Annotated in this window: 21 protein-coding genes; 10 read left to right on the plus strand and 11 right to left on the minus strand. The window is 70.2% G+C overall.

Annotated elements, in window-relative coordinates; translation table 11 throughout:
* Positions 1-1,204: DUF58 domain-containing protein (locus GKO32_RS29555; RefSeq protein WP_154760199.1), on the plus strand; the 1,204-nt coding region annotated here is incomplete at its 5' end.
* On the opposite strand, the gene GKO32_RS29560 is transcribed toward GKO32_RS29555, so the two are convergent.
* Genes GKO32_RS29560 through GKO32_RS29575 form a run of 4 tightly spaced genes read right to left on the minus strand, consistent with a single transcriptional unit; the run spans position 1,194 to position 3,791 of the window.
* Positions 1,194-2,153: a chitinase gene (locus tag GKO32_RS29560; protein WP_312868756.1), complete on the minus strand. Its 960-nt coding sequence runs from the start codon at positions 2,151-2,153 to the stop codon at positions 1,194-1,196. The two genes, GKO32_RS29555 and GKO32_RS29560, sit on opposite strands and share 11 nt — an antisense overlap.
* A 59-nt stretch (positions 2,154-2,212) precedes the next feature.
* Entirely contained in the window at positions 2,213-2,512 is a 300-nt protein-coding gene (locus tag GKO32_RS29565) for a hypothetical protein (RefSeq protein WP_154760200.1), read from the minus strand.
* Positions 2,493-2,729: a hypothetical protein gene (locus GKO32_RS29570; protein ID WP_154760201.1), complete on the minus strand. Its 237-nt coding sequence runs from the start codon at positions 2,727-2,729 to the stop codon at positions 2,493-2,495. Before GKO32_RS29570 ends, GKO32_RS29565 begins: the two co-directional genes overlap by 20 nt.
* A gap of 57 nt (positions 2,730-2,786) precedes the next feature.
* Complete coding sequence (locus GKO32_RS29575; RefSeq protein WP_312868757.1) at positions 2,787-3,791, minus strand: stage II sporulation protein M; 1,005 nt, start codon at positions 3,789-3,791, stop codon at positions 2,787-2,789.
* A 106-nt stretch (positions 3,792-3,897) separates the two neighbouring features.
* Between GKO32_RS29575 and GKO32_RS29580 the strand changes: the two genes are divergently transcribed.
* The gene (locus GKO32_RS29580; protein WP_312868758.1) at positions 3,898-4,653 is read left to right on the plus strand and encodes an RDD family protein; all 756 of its coding nucleotides are present in this window, start codon (positions 3,898-3,900) and stop codon (positions 4,651-4,653) included.
* Here GKO32_RS29580 and GKO32_RS29585 read toward each other — a convergent pair.
* Positions 4,646-5,650 carry a neutral zinc metallopeptidase gene (locus GKO32_RS29585; RefSeq protein WP_154760202.1) on the minus strand — a complete coding sequence of 335 codons (1,005 nt, stop codon included), beginning with the start codon at positions 5,648-5,650 and terminating at the stop codon, positions 4,646-4,648. The two genes, GKO32_RS29580 and GKO32_RS29585, sit on opposite strands and share 8 nt — an antisense overlap.
* Positions 5,651-5,760: 110 nt before the next feature.
* Between GKO32_RS29585 and GKO32_RS29590 the strand changes: the two genes are divergently transcribed.
* Genes GKO32_RS29590 through GKO32_RS29605 form a run of 4 tightly spaced genes read left to right on the plus strand, consistent with a single transcriptional unit; the run spans position 5,761 to position 9,758 of the window.
* Positions 5,761-7,041: a M16 family metallopeptidase gene (locus tag GKO32_RS29590; RefSeq protein WP_154760203.1), complete on the plus strand. Its 1,281-nt coding sequence runs from the start codon at positions 5,761-5,763 to the stop codon at positions 7,039-7,041.
* Positions 7,038-8,423: a M16 family metallopeptidase gene (locus tag GKO32_RS29595; RefSeq protein ID WP_312868759.1), complete on the plus strand. Its 1,386-nt coding sequence runs from the start codon at positions 7,038-7,040 to the stop codon at positions 8,421-8,423. Before GKO32_RS29590 ends, GKO32_RS29595 begins: the two co-directional genes overlap by 4 nt.
* Positions 8,420-9,427: an NAD(+) diphosphatase gene (gene nudC / locus GKO32_RS29600; RefSeq protein ID WP_154760204.1), complete on the plus strand. Its 1,008-nt coding sequence runs from the start codon at positions 8,420-8,422 to the stop codon at positions 9,425-9,427. Before GKO32_RS29595 ends, nudC begins: the two co-directional genes overlap by 4 nt.
* A gap of 1 nt (position 9,428) precedes the next feature.
* Positions 9,429-9,758, plus strand: coding sequence for a YrdB family protein (locus GKO32_RS29605; RefSeq protein ID WP_312868760.1), 330 nt, complete (start codon positions 9,429-9,431; stop codon positions 9,756-9,758).
* Between the two features lie 12 nt (positions 9,759-9,770).
* Here GKO32_RS29605 and GKO32_RS29610 read toward each other — a convergent pair whose 3' ends face one another.
* A complete protein-coding gene (locus GKO32_RS29610) occupies positions 9,771-10,262 on the minus strand; it encodes a gluconokinase (RefSeq protein WP_312868761.1) in 492 nt (163 codons plus the stop codon).
* A gap of 83 nt (positions 10,263-10,345) precedes the next feature.
* Between GKO32_RS29610 and GKO32_RS29615 the strand changes: the two genes are divergently transcribed.
* A complete protein-coding gene (locus GKO32_RS29615) occupies positions 10,346-11,197 on the plus strand; it encodes a cobalamin biosynthesis protein CobD/CbiB (protein ID WP_154760205.1) in 852 nt (283 codons plus the stop codon).
* Here GKO32_RS29615 and GKO32_RS29620 read toward each other — a convergent pair.
* Genes GKO32_RS29620 through GKO32_RS39390 form a run of 4 tightly spaced genes read right to left on the minus strand, consistent with a single transcriptional unit; the run spans position 11,145 to position 13,717 of the window.
* Positions 11,145-12,008 (minus strand): SURF1 family cytochrome oxidase biogenesis protein, encoded by an 864-nt coding sequence (locus GKO32_RS29620; protein ID WP_312868762.1) that lies wholly within the window; start codon positions 12,006-12,008, stop codon positions 11,145-11,147. The two genes, GKO32_RS29615 and GKO32_RS29620, sit on opposite strands and share 53 nt — an antisense overlap.
* 23 nt (positions 12,009-12,031) lie before the next feature.
* Entirely contained in the window at positions 12,032-12,889 is an 858-nt protein-coding gene (locus GKO32_RS29625) for a fructosamine kinase family protein (protein ID WP_312868763.1), read from the minus strand.
* A 22-nt stretch (positions 12,890-12,911) separates the two neighbouring features.
* Positions 12,912-13,394 carry a low molecular weight protein-tyrosine-phosphatase gene (locus GKO32_RS29630; protein ID WP_312868764.1) on the minus strand — a complete coding sequence of 161 codons (483 nt, stop codon included), beginning with the start codon at positions 13,392-13,394 and terminating at the stop codon, positions 12,912-12,914.
* Positions 13,391-13,717: a PH domain-containing protein gene (locus GKO32_RS39390; protein ID WP_154760206.1), complete on the minus strand. Its 327-nt coding sequence runs from the start codon at positions 13,715-13,717 to the stop codon at positions 13,391-13,393. The genes GKO32_RS29630 and GKO32_RS39390 overlap by 4 nt, the downstream gene beginning before the upstream one ends.
* Positions 13,718-13,776: 59 nt before the next feature.
* Here GKO32_RS39390 and GKO32_RS29640 point away from each other — a divergent pair, with 59 nt between their 5' ends.
* The 3 genes from GKO32_RS29640 to GKO32_RS29650 are packed head-to-tail and all read left to right on the plus strand — an operon-like array spanning position 13,777 to position 16,384.
* Positions 13,777-14,592 carry a Nif3-like dinuclear metal center hexameric protein gene (locus tag GKO32_RS29640; RefSeq protein WP_154760207.1) on the plus strand — a complete coding sequence of 272 codons (816 nt, stop codon included), beginning with the start codon at positions 13,777-13,779 and terminating at the stop codon, positions 14,590-14,592.
* Positions 14,589-15,326 carry a zinc ribbon domain-containing protein gene (locus GKO32_RS29645; RefSeq protein ID WP_312868765.1) on the plus strand — a complete coding sequence of 246 codons (738 nt, stop codon included), beginning with the start codon at positions 14,589-14,591 and terminating at the stop codon, positions 15,324-15,326. The genes GKO32_RS29640 and GKO32_RS29645 overlap by 4 nt, the downstream gene beginning before the upstream one ends.
* Positions 15,323-16,384: a bifunctional RNase H/acid phosphatase gene (locus tag GKO32_RS29650; protein WP_312868766.1), complete on the plus strand. Its 1,062-nt coding sequence runs from the start codon at positions 15,323-15,325 to the stop codon at positions 16,382-16,384. The genes GKO32_RS29645 and GKO32_RS29650 overlap by 4 nt, the downstream gene beginning before the upstream one ends.
* On the opposite strand, the gene GKO32_RS29655 is transcribed toward GKO32_RS29650, so the two are convergent.
* Positions 16,372-17,604 (minus strand): SLC13 family permease, encoded by a 1,233-nt coding sequence (locus tag GKO32_RS29655; protein ID WP_312868767.1) that lies wholly within the window; start codon positions 17,602-17,604, stop codon positions 16,372-16,374. The two genes, GKO32_RS29650 and GKO32_RS29655, sit on opposite strands and share 13 nt — an antisense overlap.
* Positions 17,605-17,610: the final 6 nt, after the last annotated feature.

A 17,610-nucleotide genomic window follows, 5' to 3' on the forward strand; every position in this document is an offset into this window, starting at 1 on the left:
GTCGTGGGGTGGGGTCGTGGCCGTCACCGGGGTGGTTGTGCTGCTGCTCCTGGTCGACCTCGCGCTGGCCGGCGGCGTGCGTCAACTCACCTTCGCCCGCTCGGGCGCGACCTCGACTCGCCTTGGTGAGCCCGCCGAAGTGCAGCTCACCATCACCAACCCGGGCAGCCGCCCCATTCGCGGGATCGTGCGGGACGCGTGGCCGCCCAGTGCGGGGGCCCAGCGCGACCGTCACCCTGTCGACATCCTGCCCGGGCACCAGCGCACGATCACCACCACCCTCCGTCCCACCCGGCGCGGGGAACGGGCCGCCGCGCGGGTCACCGTGCGCTCGGTCGGGCCACTCGGGCTCGCCGCCCGCCAAGGGGCGCACCGCGTCCCGTGGGCCGTCCGGGTCCTGCCACCGTTCCACAGCCGCCGCCACCTGCCGGCCCGGCTCGCCCGCCTCCAGCAACTCGACGGCCGCCAAGCCGCGCTCATCCGCAGCCCCGGCACCGAGTTCGACTCCCTCCGCGAGTATGTCATCGGCGACGACGTCCGCTCGATCGACTGGCGCGCCACCGCCCGCGCCGCCGACATCATGGTCCGCACCTGGCGCCCCGAACGCGACCGCCGCGTGCTGCTCGTCCTCGACACCGGGCGCACCTCAGCCGGCCGCGTCGGTGACGAGCCGCGCCTCGACGCGATGCTCGAAGCCGCACTTCTGCTGGCAACACTGGCTTCCCGCGCCGGCGACCGCGTCGATCTACTTGCCTACGATCGGCAGCTGCGGGCGAAAGTCACCGGCGGCTCGCTCCCCGAACTCGTACACGCGATGGCGCCGCTCGAACCGAGCCTGCTGGAAACGGACGCCCGGGGCCTGGCCGGCGAAATCCTCAGCCGCCAGCGTTCCCTCGTCGTGGTCCTCACCGCACTGGACGCCGCGCCGCTCGAAGAAGGACTGCTGCCGATCCTGCCGTCGCTGACCGCACGGCACCGGCTGCTCGTCGCCTCCGTCGCCGACCCGCGCATCGCGGAAATGGCTCAGGGACGCGGAAACGCCGAAGCCGTCTACAACGCCGCGGCCGCCGAACGCACCCTCGCCGAGCGTCGGCACGCCACGACGTTGCTGCGCAAGCACGGCGTCGAGGTCGTCGACGCCATGCCCGCGGAGCTGCCCCCGGCCCTCGCGGACCGTTACCTGGCCATGAAAGCTAGCCGGTGAAACCGCGGAAAAGGTTCGTGAATTCGTACTGCGCCTGGGAAATACTGCTGCACGTCGGTGAAACCCCGCCGCCGGGGCACGATCCGTTGTCCCGGCCCGCGGACCAGAACGCGAGCCGCCCGATGTGGTTCGCATTCGCCCAGCTGACCAGTTGCGCCGCGTCGCTCTGGTCGAAAACCTTGCCGTTGTAGTTCCGGCCGATCATCGGTGTCACCCCGAGATGCCGGTGCAGGTCGGCGTCCGACATCCCCGGCCACACCTGTTTCAGCTGCCCCAGTGTGCTCTGCGCGGCGGCGATCACCGCGTCACCCCAATCGGGCCTGCTCGTGCCGAATTCCATCGTCATCGGGTTCACCAGCACATCGACCCCGTGCGCCGCCGCACTTTGCAGCACCGTCACCGAATACGGATCCATCCCGAAATCGTCGCCCTGTACCCGCATCGTGTAGCTGATCGTCGTGCCGCGCTCTCGCTGGATCGTGGCCAGGGCGTCGTTCACGGTGTCTTGCGGGATGGTCGCCTCGACGTCGACATCGAGACTGTTCGTGCCCACCGTGTCGAGAATCTTGCGGTACGCGTTCGCCAGCGCCGTCGCGTCACCGCAGGTGTACTCCAGATACGGCCCCGCGGCACCGCCGGTCGCCACGATGACCTGCCCGCCCATGGCCTGAAAAGCCTTGATATCGCTCAGAATCCGGGAATCGTCGAGCGGGATCACCCCGCCCCACGACGGGTTGCAGCCGGAACTGTCGGCGAGCACGAAGGCCAGCGTGAAGGTCTTCTGCCCGGTGGCGTTGGCAATGTCCACAAGGGACGGTGTAGCCATCGTGATGTCGAGATAGGGAGCCGATCCCGGCGAGGTCACCGCCGCTTGGGCGGGACTCGCGAAACCGAGCACGGCCAGCGCGGCCGCGAAGCAGAGTCCGATCCGGGTCTTCCAGTGGGCCACGTCGACCACCTCCACCGGGTGTGTGATTTCCCAACGGTAGATGGTCTAGACCAAGTGAGTCAAGACGTGGTGAGCACCATGAACAGCCTCGTGTTCACGGTTTCCAGCAGCTGCCCGGAAATCTCGCCGGCGAGTTCGCCGAGTGAGTCCTTCGGCAGATGGTCCAGCCGGGTGTAGGAGATGTGCAGCCCGTCCGGTGTCGTCACCGTGAGGGGATCGGGCGTGTCCACCACATCCATCGTGATGACATACGGCACGGCGTCGAGATCGTTGAACATGTCGCCGCTGTAGACCAGAACGCGACGCCGGTCCGGGCCGGCGACCGTCCACAGCTGCCCTCTACGCGGCCGAGGTGCCACGCCACTCCTGGCGGCGGTGGTACGCGGCGGTTTCCGCACGCGCCTCGTCGGGATGGGCCTGCCACCACTCGTCGGTCTTTTCGCACAGCTGCCGGAACGCCTCGCGCTCGACGGCAGCGACGATCCACGCGTGCGCCGACACGCCCGCCTCCGCCGCAAGGGCCTTCACCTGGGCATGCGTGTCGTCCGACAGTGACAACGCCAGCCGCTTCCCCATGCCGTCACCCTACGACGGCATGCCACGACGTCGGCTGAAGCGCGGCGGGCGTGTCGTTCACCCCGCCTCCGGCCGCACGTCACCCCCGTAGGCGGCATCGACGTCGCCGGTCACGCCCGCCCGCGCGGCCCGCCTGCCGAGTACGAACACGTACGTCAGGAACGCCAGCTCGGCCACCGCGCCGATGCCGATACGGGCCCACGTCGGCAGTCCGGACGGGGTCACGAACGCCTCGATCACCCCGGACACCAGCAGCACGCAGGCGAGCCCGAGCGCCATCGCCGCCGTCGCGCGGCCCTCCTGCGCGAGTGCGACGGCGCGGCTGCGCGGGCCCGGGTTGATCACCGCCCAGCCGAGCCGCAGCCCGGTGCCCGCCGCGACGAACACGGCGGTCAGCTCCAGCAGGCCGTGCGGGGTGATGAGGCCGAAGAAGATGTCCAGCCGCCCGGCCGCGGACATCAGGCCCGCGGACACCCCGACGTTCGCCGCGTTCGCCCACAGTGCGGCGAACACCGGAATCCCAGCCAGGACACCGAAAAACAGGCACGTCGCGGCGACCCACGCATTGTTCGTCCATACCTGCGCGGCGAACGAACCCGCCGGATTCGACGAGTAGTACGTTTCGAATTCACCGCCCGGCTCGGTCAGCCTGCGGACCTGCTCGGGTGCGGCGATACTTGCCTGTACCCGGGTGCTGGTGGCGACCCAGGCGGCGAGCAGTCCGCTGACCACGATCGTCACCGCCGCGGTGGACAGCCACCACCGGCGGGCACGGTAGACGGCGGCCGGAAACCGTTGTGCGAAGAACAATCCGACCTCGCGCCAGGCCGGGTTGTGCGTGCCGGTGACCGCGGAGCGGGCGCGCGTGACCAGTGTGGAAAGCCGGGACAGCAGCGCGGGATCCGGTGCGGACGAGCGCAGCGCCGACAGGTGCGTTGCCGTGCGCTGGTAGAGCGCGATGAGCTCGTCAGCCTCGGCGCCGGACACCCGGCGCCGCGCGAGCAGCTCACCGAGCCGGTCCCATTCGGCGCGATGGGCCGCGACGAAGAGATCGACGTCCACGCGGCCAGATTACCAATCCGACCAAAAGCAGGCAGACCCCGAGCAATACGTAACCGTTGCTACGCAAGCAAGACAGCCATGACAAACGGCGCAGTACAGTGAGCGGGTGAGTCCCGAACCCGATCTGGTGACCGGCGACGCGGTCGTGCTGGATCTGCGGCTGGCCCGGCTGGCCAGCCGGGGGCTGGCGTTCGCGATCGACGCGGTCATCCAGCTCGGCATCCTGCTCGCCGGGTTCTTCGTGGTGCTCATCGCGGGGCCGGATGACGAGGCGCTGCGTGCCGCCGTCCTGCTGAGCATGCTGGTGCTGGTGCGGGTCGGTTATGCGCTCCTGTTCGAGGGGCTGGGCCGCGGTCGCACCCCGGGCAAGGCGGTGTTCGGGTTGCGTGCGGTGCGGGACGACGGCGGGCCGATCCGGTTCCGGCACGCGCTGACGCGGGCGCTCGCGAACGCGATCGTGGACTTCGGGCCGGTGTTCATCTGGGGCGCGGTGGCGCTGATCTGTTCGCTGGTGTCGGAGAAATCCAAGCGGGTAGGGGACTTTCTCGCCGGCACCGTGGTGGTGCTGGAACGCGCGCCCGAGGAGCTCAGGGTGGACATCGTGATGCCGCCGCCGTTGATGTCCTGGGCCGCGGGGCTCGAGCTGTCCGGGCTGCCCGACGATCTCGCGCTCGCCGTGCGCCAGTACCTCGCGCGGTACTCCTCCCTGCGCCCGGAGGCGCGGGACAGCCTGGGCCTGAATCTCGCGCACGAGGTCGCGGGCCGGATCGGCGCGCCGGTGCCGCCGGGCGTGCCGCCGTGGGCGTATCTGATGGCGGTGCTCGCCGAGCGTCGCAACCGCGCGGCGGGATGGGTCAGCTGACGTCGGCGTCGGCGGCGGCGAAGGTGTTGCACTGGGCGAGCCGGTCGCTCTGCGCGCCCTTTCGCCACCAGGCCGCGTAATGCGCGTTGGTGCCGTGGTCGTGGCTGCCGGAAGTGTTGTCACCGCGGGTGTCCTGGTCGTACCAGGCGGTGTCGAACACGGCCTGCGTCACCGTGCCGCCCTGGTTGGCCGTCGCGCCGAGGAACATGCCCGAGAAGCACTGCGCCTGCAGTTCCTTGCGGCGCGACATCTCCAGGCCGTTCGCGCTGTCCTGGCCGTCGGTGTAGATCTGCTGCCACACCGCGTCCATCAGACCGACCAGGTCCTGCACATGATGCCCGTATTCGTGGGCGAACAACGCGAGGTAGACGCCGGGTTTGTTGCCGTACTGGTCGGTCTGCAGCCCGCGATACGGGACGTACAAGTGGTCCTTGCAGTAGTAGGACGCGGTGGACAGGCCGACGTCGATCGTGCCGCACTCGGTGGTGAAGCTGGGGCCCGACGGGAATTCCAGCTGGGGCGGGTGGAACGGCAGGTTCATCGACGTCAGCAGCTGGCCCCACCGGGCGTTGAGGCAGTCGGCCGCCGCGGTGAAGAACGCCTTCGACGCGGCCGGGCTGCTCGGCCAGCCGGGCACGGAGCAGGAGGCGTTCGACAGGCCCGCGGTCGGGTTCGTCAGCAGCGGGTGGTCGGCGAGGGTGTAGATCTTCCGCGGCACGGCCGACGACGAGCGCGTGGTCGTCGTGCTGGTGGTCGTGGTGGTGGTGGACGAACGGGTGGTGCTCGTGCTGACCGGAGCCGGCGTCGTGGTGTCGTACGAGGACGCCGTGCTGGAATGGGACGAACCCGAGGTCAGCACGATGACGAGGGTGACCGTGAGCAGCACCGTCGCACTCAGTGAGATGGCGACGATGGCGCCGACGGGTTTCTTCTTCGGCGCGGGCGGCGGGTAGGGAGTCCACGGCGGCGGCCACTGGCCCGGTGGAGGTTGGCTCATGGCCGGCTCGTCTCCTGCTGCTCGGGGTGCGGTTGCAGCATACGGGCCGGCGCCGATTCGATCATCGACGCGCTGCCCGGTGGCCACTCCGTGGCCGTAGAGTGGGGCGCATGCCCGACAACTCGCGCTTCACCCTGGCCAACGGCTTACGCGTCGTGCTCGCGCCTGACCCGACGGCGCCCGTCGTCGGCGTCTCCGTGCACTACGACGTGGGTTTCCGTTCGGAGCCCGAGGGGCGCACCGGTTTCGCGCACCTCTTCGAGCACCTGATGTTCCAGGGCAGCGAGAGTCTGGAGAAGCTGGCGCACTTCAAGATCGTGCAGTCCAGCGGCGGCACCTTCAACGGTTCGACGCACCCGGACTACACGGACTACTTCGAGGTGCTGCCGTCCGCGGCGCTGGAGCGGGCGCTGTTCCTCGAGGCCGACCGGATGCGCGCGCCGAAGCTGACGCAGGAGAACCTCGCCAACCAGATCGACGTGGTGAAGGAGGAGATCCGGCTCAACGTGCTGAACCGGCCGTACGGCGGGTTCCCGTGGATCCTCCTGCCTCCGGTGCTGTACCAGACCTTTCCCAACGCCCACAACGGCTACGGTGATTTCACCGATCTCGAGCAGGCGAGCCTCGACGACTGTGCGGCGTTCTTCGACACCTATTATTCGCCGGCGAACGCGGTGCTGACCGTCGCCGGTGACTTCGAGCCGGATCGTGCGCGTGAGCTGATCGAGAAGCATTTCGGGGACGTGCCGCACCGCCCCGCGCCGCCGAAGCGCTCGTTCGCCGAGCCGCGGCCGTCGGGTGAGCTGCGCGGCAGCCACACCGACCCGCACGCCCCGCTGCCGGCGCTCGCGGTCGGCTACCGGATGCCGGACCCGGTCAACGAACTCGACGGCTACCTGGCGAACCTCGTGCTCGCCGGGGTGCTCACCGATGGCGACGGCGCCCGGCTGCAGCAGCGGCTCGTGCACCGCGAGCCGCTCGTCACCGATATCGGCGCGGGTGCCGGGTTGTTCGGCCCGTTCGAGGCGCGTGACCCGGACACCTTCTCCATCACCGCGATCCACACCCCGGACGTCTCGCCGGAGCGCGTTCTCACGGCGGTCGACGAGGAGCTCGAGAAGCTCGCCGCGACCCCGCCCGAGCCGCAGGAGCTGGCGAAGGTCACCGCCCGCTGGAGCGCGAGCCTGCACTCCGAGCACGACCGGCTGGTGTCGCGCACCCTCGGCCTCGGGTCGTTCGAGCTGCTCTACGGCGACCCGTCCTTGATCTACCGGCTGGCGGACCGGATGGCCGCCGTCACCGCCGAGGATGTCGCGGCGGCGGCGAAGGCCCTGCGCCCCGATTCACGCGCGGTCCTCGTCGTCGAGCCACAGAACGGAGAAAGCAAGTGAGCACTGCGACGCATCGCGACGCGGCGGAGATCGGCCGGACGGACAAGGGCCCGCGTCCCGTGCCGCCGCTCGGGGACCAGCGCGCCGCTGCCGATCTGTCCTCCGTGGACACCACGCTCGGCAACGGGCTGCGGGTGCTGGCCGTGCGCAAGGCGAATGTGCCGCTCGTCGAGGTGCGGCTGCGGATTCCCTTCGCAGGCAGCGATCCGCTCCACGCGGCGACGGCCGAAGTGCTGTCGGAGACGCTGTTCACCGGTACCGCGCGGCGCGACCGCGTCGAGATCGACACCGAGCTGGCGCTGATCGGTGGTGAGCTGAGCGCGAGCGTCGACCCGGAACGCCTTGCCATCACGGGGAACGCGCTCGCGAGCGGGCTGCCGACACTGCTGGACGTGCTCGCCGACGTGCTCACCTCGGCGTCCTATGTGGACAATGAAGTGGGCCGGGAGTCGGCGCGGCTGGTCGAGCGGCTCGCCGTGTCACGCACCCAGCCGCGAGTGATCGCGCGGGAGGCGCTGCTCAAGCACGTGTACGGCGAGCACCCGGTCACCCGCGAGATGCCGGAGGCCGAAGACGTCGCGAAGGTGACCCCGGACGCCGTTCGTGCGCTGCACGCCAATGCGGTGCTGCCGCGCGGTTCGACACTGGTGATCGTCGGTGACATCGCGCCGGATGACGTTGCCGGCCAGCTCGAAAATGCCTTGCAGAGCTGGCAATCCGGTGCCGACGCGGCGGTGCTGCCGGAGCTGCCGGCGCTGAGCGGCGGGGACGTGCTGCTGGTGCCGCGGGCCGGTGCCGTGCAGGCGCAGATCCGGCTCATCGCCCAGGCGCTGCCGCGGACCGATCCGCGTTACGCCGCGTTGCAGCTGGCGAACCTGGTCTACGGCGGGTACTTCTCGTCGCGGCTGGTGGAAAACATCCGTGAGGACAAGGGTTACACCTACAGTGCGCACTCCGGGTTCGAGTTCACCGGCGCCACGGCCACGGTCGGGGTGGATGCGGACACCGCGAACGACGTGACGGCCGCGGCGGTGCTGGAGACCTTCTACGAACTGGGCCGGCTCGCGCTTGTGCCGCCGACTGAAGAGGAAGTCGAGTCGGTGCGCCAGTATGCGGTCGGCTCGCTACTCACCTCGACCGCCTCGCAGGCCGGCTTGGCCAGTCAGCTGTCCGCGCTCGCGGCGGCCGGGCTCGGCGCGGAGTGGCTCGCCGAACACCCGGCGCGCCTGCAGGCCGTGACGGTGGACGAGGTCGCGCAGGCCGCGCTGGACTTCTTCGCACCGGCGCGGTTCACCGGCGTCGTCGTCGGTGATGCGGAAAGTCTCGCGCCGAAGCTGGCCGCGCTCGGCGGATTCACGGTGGGAGAGCCTGCGCAGCGATGACATCCCCGTTTCAGCTCGGCAAGCTCCCCACCCTGTCCCGGTCCACTGTGGACCGTCACGAACAGCTGCGCGCCAACCCGGAGCAGCGCCTCGCGCGCTGGTCCGAGGCTCAGGTCGTGGTGCTCGACAGCAAGGCGCGCACTCCGGTCCGGGAGGGCGAGCGGGTGCTCGCGACCCGGAAAGCGCTTACTTTCGGGGACACGCCGCCGGATGAGGCGTTTTTCCTCGGTGAGTGGGAAGGCGTCGACTACTGGTCGTTGCCGGGTGAGCCCGCCGGTGAGCCGGAGCTGCTGGAGGCGAGCGGCAGCTGGGGCTTCGCCGAGCAGATCCCGCGCTACGACGGGGAGTTGTGGGTCGACCTGCGCGCGTATGGTGAGCGGCTCGACGACACGTCGGCCGGTTTGTTCACCACGGCGCAGTCGCTGCGCCACTGGCACCGGAGGGCGCGTTTCTGTGCGCGCGACGGCAGCCCGACCCAGCGGATCCTGTTCGGCTGGGCGACCCGGTGCGAGGCGCAAGGGCATGAGGAGTATCCGCGCACCGACCCGGCGGTCATCTGCCTCGTGCACGACGAGGTCGGCGTCAACGGGGAGCATGTTCTCCTTGCCCGCCAACCGATCTGGCCGAAGGGCCGGTACTCGGTGCTCGCCGGTTTCGTGGAAGCGGGGGAGTCACTGGAGGGCTGCGTGACGCGGGAAATCCGCGAGGAGGTCGGCATCGAGGTGCGGGATGCGCGGTATCTCGGCAGCCAGCCGTGGCCGTTCCCGCGCTCGATCATGCTGGGTTTCGCGGCCTGCGCGGAATCCTCGGCCCCATTGACGCCCGCCGACGGCGAGATCGAAGAGGCGCTGTGGGTCTCGCGTGCGGACGTCCGCGCGGCGTTCGAGAACGAGGGCCGGCCGACCCCGATCGGCGATGGCGCGGCGTCCATGATGCTGCCTGGCAACTCGTCGATCGCCCGCGTGATGCTGGAAGCCTGGGCGAACGCCGACTCCGGCGCGTGAAGTGCGTTTGCTGAACGAGGGTCTGGCCTTTCTGCTGGAACTGCTCGCGTTGGCGGCACTGGCGTACTGGGGATTCACCGCCGGTCACGGAATCGGCTGGAAAATCGGGCTCGGCGTCGGCGCTCCCGTGGTGGCCGCCGTCGTGTGGGGCTTGTTCGCCGCGCCGCGCGCGACGTTCAGCCTGCCGGTCGCGGCCGTACTGGTGGTGAAAGCGCTCGTCTTCGGCGCGGCAGTCGCGGTCCTTTTCCTGACCGGAAATATCGTGATCGCCGCGGTTTTCGCGGTATTGGTGGTCGCGAACACCGCTTATGTGACCGTGGCCCGTCGTTGACCACGGCCAAGATCAGGTCGGTTTCAGCGCGTTGAGCGCCAGCCGGATGATCTCCTCCGGCGTGTCGGTGATATTCACGACCACCCCCCATTCGCCGGCTCCCAGCGGCTCGAGGTCGGCCAACTGAGAGTCCAAAAGGGACACTGGCATGAAGTGGCCGGGGCGGGTGGTCATCCGGGTGGCGATGAGCTCCCGAGGCCCGTCGAGATGGAGGAACAACACGTCGCCCCCAGCACGGAGTACGTCGCGATAGCGGCGTTTGAGCGCCGAGGACGACACGACACCGCCGCTGTCCTGGTGGTCCCGGATCCACGCGGCGATCGCGTGCAGCCACGGCCCGCGATCGGCATCGGTCAGCGGGTGGCCTGCCGACATCTTCTCGATGTTCGCCTTCGAGTGGAACGTGTCGGCCTCGGCGTACTCCACACCGAGCCGCGCCGCCAGCTCCTGCCCGACCGTCGTCTTCCCCGAACCGGCCACACCCATCACGACAACGACCGTCACGACAGCAGTATGAAGCAGGCGCCCGGCGAGGTCGTCGCACAGTTCGAGTAACCTTCGCCGCGAACACGACTACGGGGGCATTGATGGACGCGGCGCGAGCGGTCGGGCTGCTGCTGGGGGCGGCCGCCGACGGGGTGATCGAGCGACGTGAGCCGGTGCTGGCCGGGCGCAAGCTGCCGGCCGCTGGACTCGCAGGCGGGCTCGTCGCGGCTGGAATCGTCGTCGAGCGGGTCACCCGGCGCGGCCCGGTGTTGCAGGCGCTCGGCACCGCCGTCGCGACCTGGGCGGTGCTCGGCGGCGCGAAACTGGCGGCCGAAGGCACAGCACTGGCCCGGGATCTCGAAGAGAGCCGCCTCGACGACGCCCGTGCCGCACTCGCCGACCTCGACCCCCGGCGCACCGAAAGCCTCGACGTCATCGGGCTTTCCCGCGCCTCGATCGAGTCGCTCGCCCGGCACACGTCGGATTCCGTTGTGGCGCCGATGTTCTGGGGCGCGGTCGCCGGGATTCCCGGTCTCGTCGGCGCGCGGGCGCTCGGTCTGCTGCGCCACGACCGCCTGGTCGGACGCCTGCACGAACTCGCCGGCTTCGTCCCGGCCCGGCTCGCCGCGGCGCTGACCGTCGCGGGCGCACCGGTCGTCGGTGGCTCGGCCCGTGGGGCGTGGCGGGCGTGGCAGCGGGACACGGTGGCGCATCCGGACCCGAACACCGCCCGCGTCGACGCGGCGTTCGCGGGCGCGCTGGAAGTGCGCCTCGGCGGACGCGCGGTCTACCCACACGGGATCGAGGAGCGGCCGGTGCTGGGGGAGGGACGCAACCCCGACGCCGGGCACGTGACCCGCGCGGTCGAGCTGTCGCGCGTCGTCGGGTGGCTGGCCGCGGTCAGTTCCGCCGTGCTGGCCGTTCTGACGGGTCTGCGGCGGCGTTCTCGCTAGCGTTGTCCTCGGCCAGGATCTGCGCGACCGACTTCCGCTTCCGCTTGGCCCGCTCGCCCATTTCGGCCAGCGCCCCACCCGGTTTGAGTTCGCGGACGGTGAAGTACGTCAGCCCGCCCAGCGCCATCACGCCGAACGCGATCCATTGCAGCGCATAGGAAAAGAACGGCCCCGAGTCCAGTTGCGGCAGCGGCAGCGCGTTCAGTACGCCGGGTGCGCCCTGATCCAGCTGGAAGTAGCCACGCCGGATGTCCAGCCCGCTGGACGCGGCGACCACCCGGGAATCCACGACGTAGCTCTGCAGCTTGCCGCCGGTGGAGGCGTCCGCGAAGGCGGGCCGGTTCTTCGGGTCGGTCTCGTCCTGCCGGACCCTGGCCACCACCTCGACGGTGCCTGCGGGCGGCGCGGCATACGGCGGCACGGAGTTGTGATCGCCCGGCTGGACATAACCGCGGTCGATCACCACGACCTCGCCGTTCGCGGTGCGGAACGGGGTGAGGATCTCGAACGCGGGCTCACCGAGCACGGTGCGCAGCCGCGCGACCACCTCGTCCTGCGGCAGGTAGCTGCCGGTGATGCTGACCCGGGTCCACTCGGTGTGCTGATCGGGCACGGCCCCGGGCGCCAGCACGCTGTCGAGCGGCTTGGGCTGGGCGGTCATGGACGCCTGCACGGCGCTGTTCTGGGCCTCACGCTCGGAGTTCCGGCTGAACTGCCACGGCGAAAGCAGGTAAAAACAGGCGAAAGCGAACACCAGCACTCCGGCGAACAACGCCAGCCAGCTGGGCCGGAGCAAGAACTTCCACCGCACGCTCCCACGGTAGCCCGACGCGCTCAGCGTGGCGCCGCCCGGGCCGCCGACAGCGCTTGGCGGACGTATCCGCCGCCGAACACCGCCGCGTGCATGAGCAGCGGAAACAGCTGGTGTACCGGCACTCGCTCGCGCCAGCCGTCGGCCAGCGGCCTGCCCTCGTCCTGGGCGCTTTCGGTGTACGCGCCGAGAATGCGGCTCAGTTGCGACGTGCCGAACAGCTGGAGCATCGCGAGGTCGCCTTCGCGGTGCCCACCGTGCGCGGCGGGGTCGATCAGCCACACTCCGTCACGCGCCCAGTGCACGTTGCCGCTCCACGCGTCGCCGTGGATCCGTGCGGGGGGCTCGGGCTCGGCCAGCTCACCGAGCCGTTCGCACACGTCGTCGAACACCTGGACCTCGTCGGTGGTGAACAGCTTCTGCTCGACGCATTCCCGCAGGTACGGCAGGACGCGGTGCTCCGCGTAGAACGACGCCCAGTCGGGGCACACCTCGTTGCGCATCGGCGCGACGCCCATCCACGCGTCCACCGGCCCGCCGGGCGGCGGGCTCCCGAACCCCTCGGCGCCACGCAGATGCAGCTTCGCCAGGTTCCGGCCGAACGCCTCGGCCGTCTCCGGGGTGGGCGGCGCGGGCGGGACGTACTCCATGACCAGCCACTCTTCGTCGTGCTCGTACACCCGCGGCACCAGCACGTCGCCGGACTCACCGAGCCAGCGCATACCGGCGGCCTCGGCCCTGGTCGCGCCAGGTCCGACCCCGCGTTTGGCGATCACGGTTTCGCCGTCGTCGAAGCTGACCAGGAAAACCGAGCCGTCCGACTGCCGGATCCCGGTGACCCGCCCACCATGCAGTCGCTCCACGGCTTCGCGGGCGTTCACGGGAGGAGCTCCGTGTGCCTCGTCACGCGCGTAGTTTGCCCAACTGAGCCCGCGTCCAATCGAGCAGGGCGGGAACGGTGCGCTCGATCATCGCCAGCACCTCGTCGAAACCGTCGTCGCCGCCGTAGTACGGGTCGGGCACCTCGGCGCCGGCGGGTGCCGACGGGTCGAACTCGCGCAGCAGGTGGACCCGGGACGGGTCGTCGAGCTTGCGGCGCAGCTCGCGCACGTGCCCGGAGTCGGCGGCCAGGAGGAGGTCCGCGTCCAGGTGTTCGGCGCCGACCTGGGCGGCGATGTGCTCACCGCCGTAGCCGTGGGCCTCGAGAGTGGCCAGCGCCCTGGCGTCGGCCGGCTCCCCGACGTGCCACGGGCCGGTCCCGGCGCTGGTCACCCGCACGTCATCGGCGAGCCCCTCGCGCCGGAGGTGCTCCCGGACGACGAGGGCGGCCATGGGGGAGCGGCAGATGTTGCCGGAGCAGACGAAGCAGATGTGCAAAGCGGTCACGCCGGATAGCTTGCCGGGTGGGCCCGGATGATCGCTTCGACGGTGCCGGGGTCGTCCGGCGTCACGAACGGGCGCACCGTCCGGCCGACGTCGAGGATCAACCCGACCTTCTTGTGGGGGCGTGCCGGGTCGAGGCTTGCCCAGTACCGGAAGTTCGCCGTGCCCCAGATACGTCCGCGCCCGGTGAACGCCCCCATCTCGACCCGGCGCACCGACCGGATCGACCGGTACGGGATGCGTTTCGTGCCCCACGGGAAGTAGTAGCCGCGGATCCGGATCTCCTCCGCGGTGCATTCGATCCACCGGTCGCGGTACTCGCTCATCGGCTCAGCCTGACACCGGGTCGCGGGCGCGGCAATCAGTGAGTGCGAAGATCCCCGGTATGCCCGCACTCGCACGAATCATCGACGCATTGGCGCACGCCTACCCGCCTGAGCTGGCCGAAAGCTGGGACGCCGTCGGGCTCGTGTGCGGAGATCCGGCCGAGGACGTGGACCGGGTACTGGTATGCGTCGATCCCGTCGAGGCCACCGTCGACGAGGCCATCGAACGCGGCGCGCAGCTGATCGTCGCGCATCATCCGCTGCTGTTGCGCGGGGTGCACGGCGTGCCGGCGGACACCACGAAGGGCCGGCTCGTGCACCGCATGATCCGCGCCGGGATCGCGCTCTACTGCGCCCACACCAATGCCGACTCCGCCAGCCCCGGTGTTTCCGACGCGCTCGCCGAGGCGATCGGGCTGCGCGTGCTGCGGCCGCTCGAGCCCACCGGGGAGAGCACCGGTATCGGCCGGATCGGGGAGCTGCCGGAGGCGGAACCGTTCGCCGTCTTCGTGCAGCGCGTGGCCGAGGCGTTGCCGGAGACCGAGCCCGGTGTGCTCGGTGCCGGAGCGCCGGACCGTCCGATCAGGACGGTCGCGGTGTCCGGCGGAGCGGGCGACAGCTACCTCGCCGCCGCGGCCGAAGCCGGTGTCGACGCCTACGTGACCGCCGATCTGCGCCACCACCCCGCGGGCGAGCACTTGGCGGCGCCCGGCCCGGCGCTGGTCGGCGTGACGCACTGGGCGAGCGAATGGCCGTGGTGCGAGCAAGCCTCGGGGGTTCTGCGGCGCGCCTTTGCGGGTAACGTCGACATCCACGTGTCCACCCGCCGCACCGATCCGTGGACCATCCGAACTTCAAGGGAGCGCAACCAGTGAAGGCAGAACCAGCCGTTCAGCGTCAGCTGCTCGAGCTCGCGAAGGTGGACGCCGAGCTGTCCCGCGTCGAGCACCGGCGCCGCACGCTGCCCGAGCTGGCCCAGATCGACGACGCCGAGAAGCTGGTCCGCAACCGCCGCGACGCGCTCGTCTCGGCCCAGACCGCCGGCTCCGACCTTGACCGCGAAATCGCGCGCCAGGAAAAGGAGATCGAGTCGGTGCGCGCACGCGAGGACCGCGACCGCAAGCTCATGGAGTCCGGTTCGGTGCAGGCCAAGCAGATGACCGACCTGCAACACGAGCTGGACACCCTGGCGCGCCGTCAGTCCGCGCTCGAGGACGACCTGCTGGAGCTGATGGAGCGGCGCGAAGCCCTCGAACTGGACGCGCAGCGCACCGGCGCCGAGGTGGACAAGGCCGAACAGGATCTGGCCGACGCGCAGCGCCGCCGCGACGAGAGCGTCGCCGATCTCGACACCACGCAGGCGCGTCGTGACGAGGACAGGGTGAAGCTGCTGCCCCGTTTCCCGGAGCCGTTGTTGAAGCTGTACGAGCGGGTGCGCGGGCACAAGGGCATCGGTGCGGCGTTGCTGCGGGCCCGCCGCTGTGGTTCCTGCCAGCTCGAACTGGACCGGAACACGATCGCGGAGATCAAAGCCGCCGCCGACGATGAAGTCGTGCAGTGCGAGAACTGCGACGCAATCTTGGTGCGGACGCTGGAGTCCGGTCTGTGAACGTCATCGTCGAAGCTGACGGTGGTTCGCGGGGCAATCCGGGGCCCGCCGGTTACGGCGCGGTGGTCAAGGACGCCGAGACGGGCTCGATCCTGGCCGAGCGCAAGGAAGGGCTCGGCGTGGCGACCAACAATGTCGCCGAGTACACGGGTCTGATCGCCGGACTCACCGCCGCCGCCGAGCTCGGAGCGTCCACTGTGGACGTACGAATGGACTCGAAGCTCGTGGTCGAGCAGATGTCCGGGCGGTGGAAGGTCAAGCACGCCGCGCTGCAATCCCTTGCGCAGCAGGCGCGGGAGCTGGCCGCCCGATTCGACCAGGTGCGCTACGAATGGATTCCCCGCGCGCGGAACGCGCATGCGGACCGGCTGGCCAACGAGGCGATGGATGCCCAGACGACGCCGGCCAGCACACCCGCGCGGTGGACCGGCGCGCAGGGCAAGCCGACGCGATTTCTGTTGCTGCGCCATGGACAAACCGAGTTGTCGATCGACCGCCGCTACTCCGGGCGAGGGGATCTGCCGCTCACCGAGGTGGGCAGGCAGCAGGCGGCGGCCGCGGCGAAACGGCTCGCCGGGATGGCCGGTGGCGAGCCGATCCCGGTGGTTTCCTCGCCGCTGACCCGGACGTTGCAGACGGCACAGGCCGTCGCGGACGCGATCGGGGTCCGCGTCGAGACGAACCAGGGCTTGGTGGAGACCGACTTCGGCGAATGGGAAGGCCTGACGTTCCGCGAGGCGGCGGAACGGGATCCGGAGCTGCACGGGCGGTGGCTGCGGGACAGTTCGGTCCCCCCGCCGGGTGGGGAGAGCTTCGACCGGGTGCACCGCCGGGTGCTGGCCGTCCGCGACGAGCTGGTCGCGTCGTACGCGGAGCGCACCGTGGTGGTGGTCAGTCACGTGACTCCGATCAAATCCTTGCTGCGCCTGGGTTTGGACGCCGGTCCGTCGCTGTTGTTCCGGCTGCACCTCGATCTTGCGGCACTGTCGATCGTCGAGTTCTACCCGGACGGGAACGCTTCGGTACGGCTGGTGAACGACACCTGTCACCTCGCTTGAAGGGCCAGCCACAACGCCACGACCGACGCGGCGAGTGTGGCGGGCACGGTCAGCGCGCCGAGGAGCGTGAAGTCGCGCCAGCGGGGCTGTTGGCTGCGCGGCAGCACCCGGCGCCACAACAAGGTCGCCAGTGAACCGAGGTAGGTCGCGTTCGGGCCGAGGTTCACGCCCAGCAGCACGGCGAGCAGCAGCCCCGGATTGTGGTGCAGCAACGGCAACAGCAGCAGGGTCGCCGGCAGGTTGTTGACCAGGTTCGCCAGCACGGCCGCGATGAGCGCGGCGAGCAGGAGGTCCGGCAGGCTGGTCCCGTCCGGCAGAAGCGCCTGTAACGGCTCGCCGAGCAGATGCGCTGAAAGCGCTTGCACCACGACGGCCAACCCGATGACGAACAGGCACAGCAAAGGATTCGCCTCGGCGACGAGCGTCGTGAGTTTCACCCGGCGAGCCGAAAGTGCCCGCGTCGCAAGGACTGCGGCCGCGATCGCGGCGACCGCCACCGGCTCGACGCGCACCAGCGGCGCGATCCCGAACCCGGCGAGCGTCACGCCCAGCACCACGAGCGCGAACACCGGTGCCGGCGGGTGTTCGCCGGGCTCGGCGCCGGTGTGCCCGTTGAGGTCGCGGGCGAAGAACCGGAGGAACACCGCCAATTCGACGGCGATCGTCACCAGCCACGGCAACGCCATCAGCGCGGTGAACCCGGCGAAGCTCAGCCCGGACACCGAGAACGCCAGCAGGTTCGTCAGGTTCGATACCGGCAGGAGGGTCGACGCCGAGTTGGCCAGATGCGCACACGCGTAGAGATGCGGTCGCAGCGGCAGTTCGAGCCGTTTCGCCGTCAGGAACACGACCGGGGTGAGCAACACGACCGTCGCGTCGAGGCTCAGGACCGCGGTGGTCCCGGCGGCCGCGGCGAACGTCAGCACCAGCAGCCGCCGCGGGCTGCCCCGGCAGGCGAGCGCGAGCCGCGAGCCGAGCCAGGTGAACACGCCGTCGAGATCGGCCAGGTGCGCCAGTAGCAGGATCGCGGCAAGGAAGCCCAGCGTCGGCAGCAGGGTGAGAATCTCGTGCCAGGCGTTGGAAACGCTGACCCAGCCCGCGGCGAGCACGATCCCGGCAGCGGGGAGCGCGATCGTCGCCTCCGGCAGCCCGCGTGGCCGTGCCGTGGCGAACCCGAGTACCGCGATCAGCAGGGCGAGACTCCCGGCGGCCGCTGGCACCTGGTC

Origin of the sequence: Amycolatopsis pithecellobii (assembly GCF_009707865.1) — a bacterium.
Taxonomy (GTDB): domain Bacteria; phylum Actinomycetota; class Actinomycetes; order Mycobacteriales; family Pseudonocardiaceae; genus Amycolatopsis_E; species Amycolatopsis_E pithecellobii.

What these genes read in the sequence shown, in the direction of transcription:
- GKO32_RS29640 (WP_154760207.1), top strand. Translation starts at nt 13,777, where the DNA reads ATGCCCGCACTCGCACGAATCATCGACGCATTGGCGCACGCCTACCCG.
- nudC (WP_154760204.1), top strand. Translation starts at nt 8,420, where the DNA reads ATGACATCCCCGTTTCAGCTCGGCAAGCTCCCCACCCTGTCCCGGTCC.
- GKO32_RS29585 (WP_154760202.1), bottom strand. Translation starts at nt 5,650, where the DNA reads ATGAGCCAACCTCCACCGGGCCAGTGGCCGCCGCCGTGGACTCCCTAC.
- GKO32_RS29590 (WP_154760203.1), top strand. Translation starts at nt 5,761, where the DNA reads ATGCCCGACAACTCGCGCTTCACCCTGGCCAACGGCTTACGCGTCGTG.
- GKO32_RS29570 (WP_154760201.1), bottom strand. Translation starts at nt 2,729, where the DNA reads ATGGGGAAGCGGCTGGCGTTGTCACTGTCGGACGACACGCATGCCCAG.
- GKO32_RS39390 (WP_154760206.1), bottom strand. Translation starts at nt 13,717, where the DNA reads ATGAGCGAGTACCGCGACCGGTGGATCGAATGCACCGCGGAGGAGATC.
- GKO32_RS29615 (WP_154760205.1), top strand. Translation starts at nt 10,346, where the DNA reads ATGGACGCGGCGCGAGCGGTCGGGCTGCTGCTGGGGGCGGCCGCCGAC.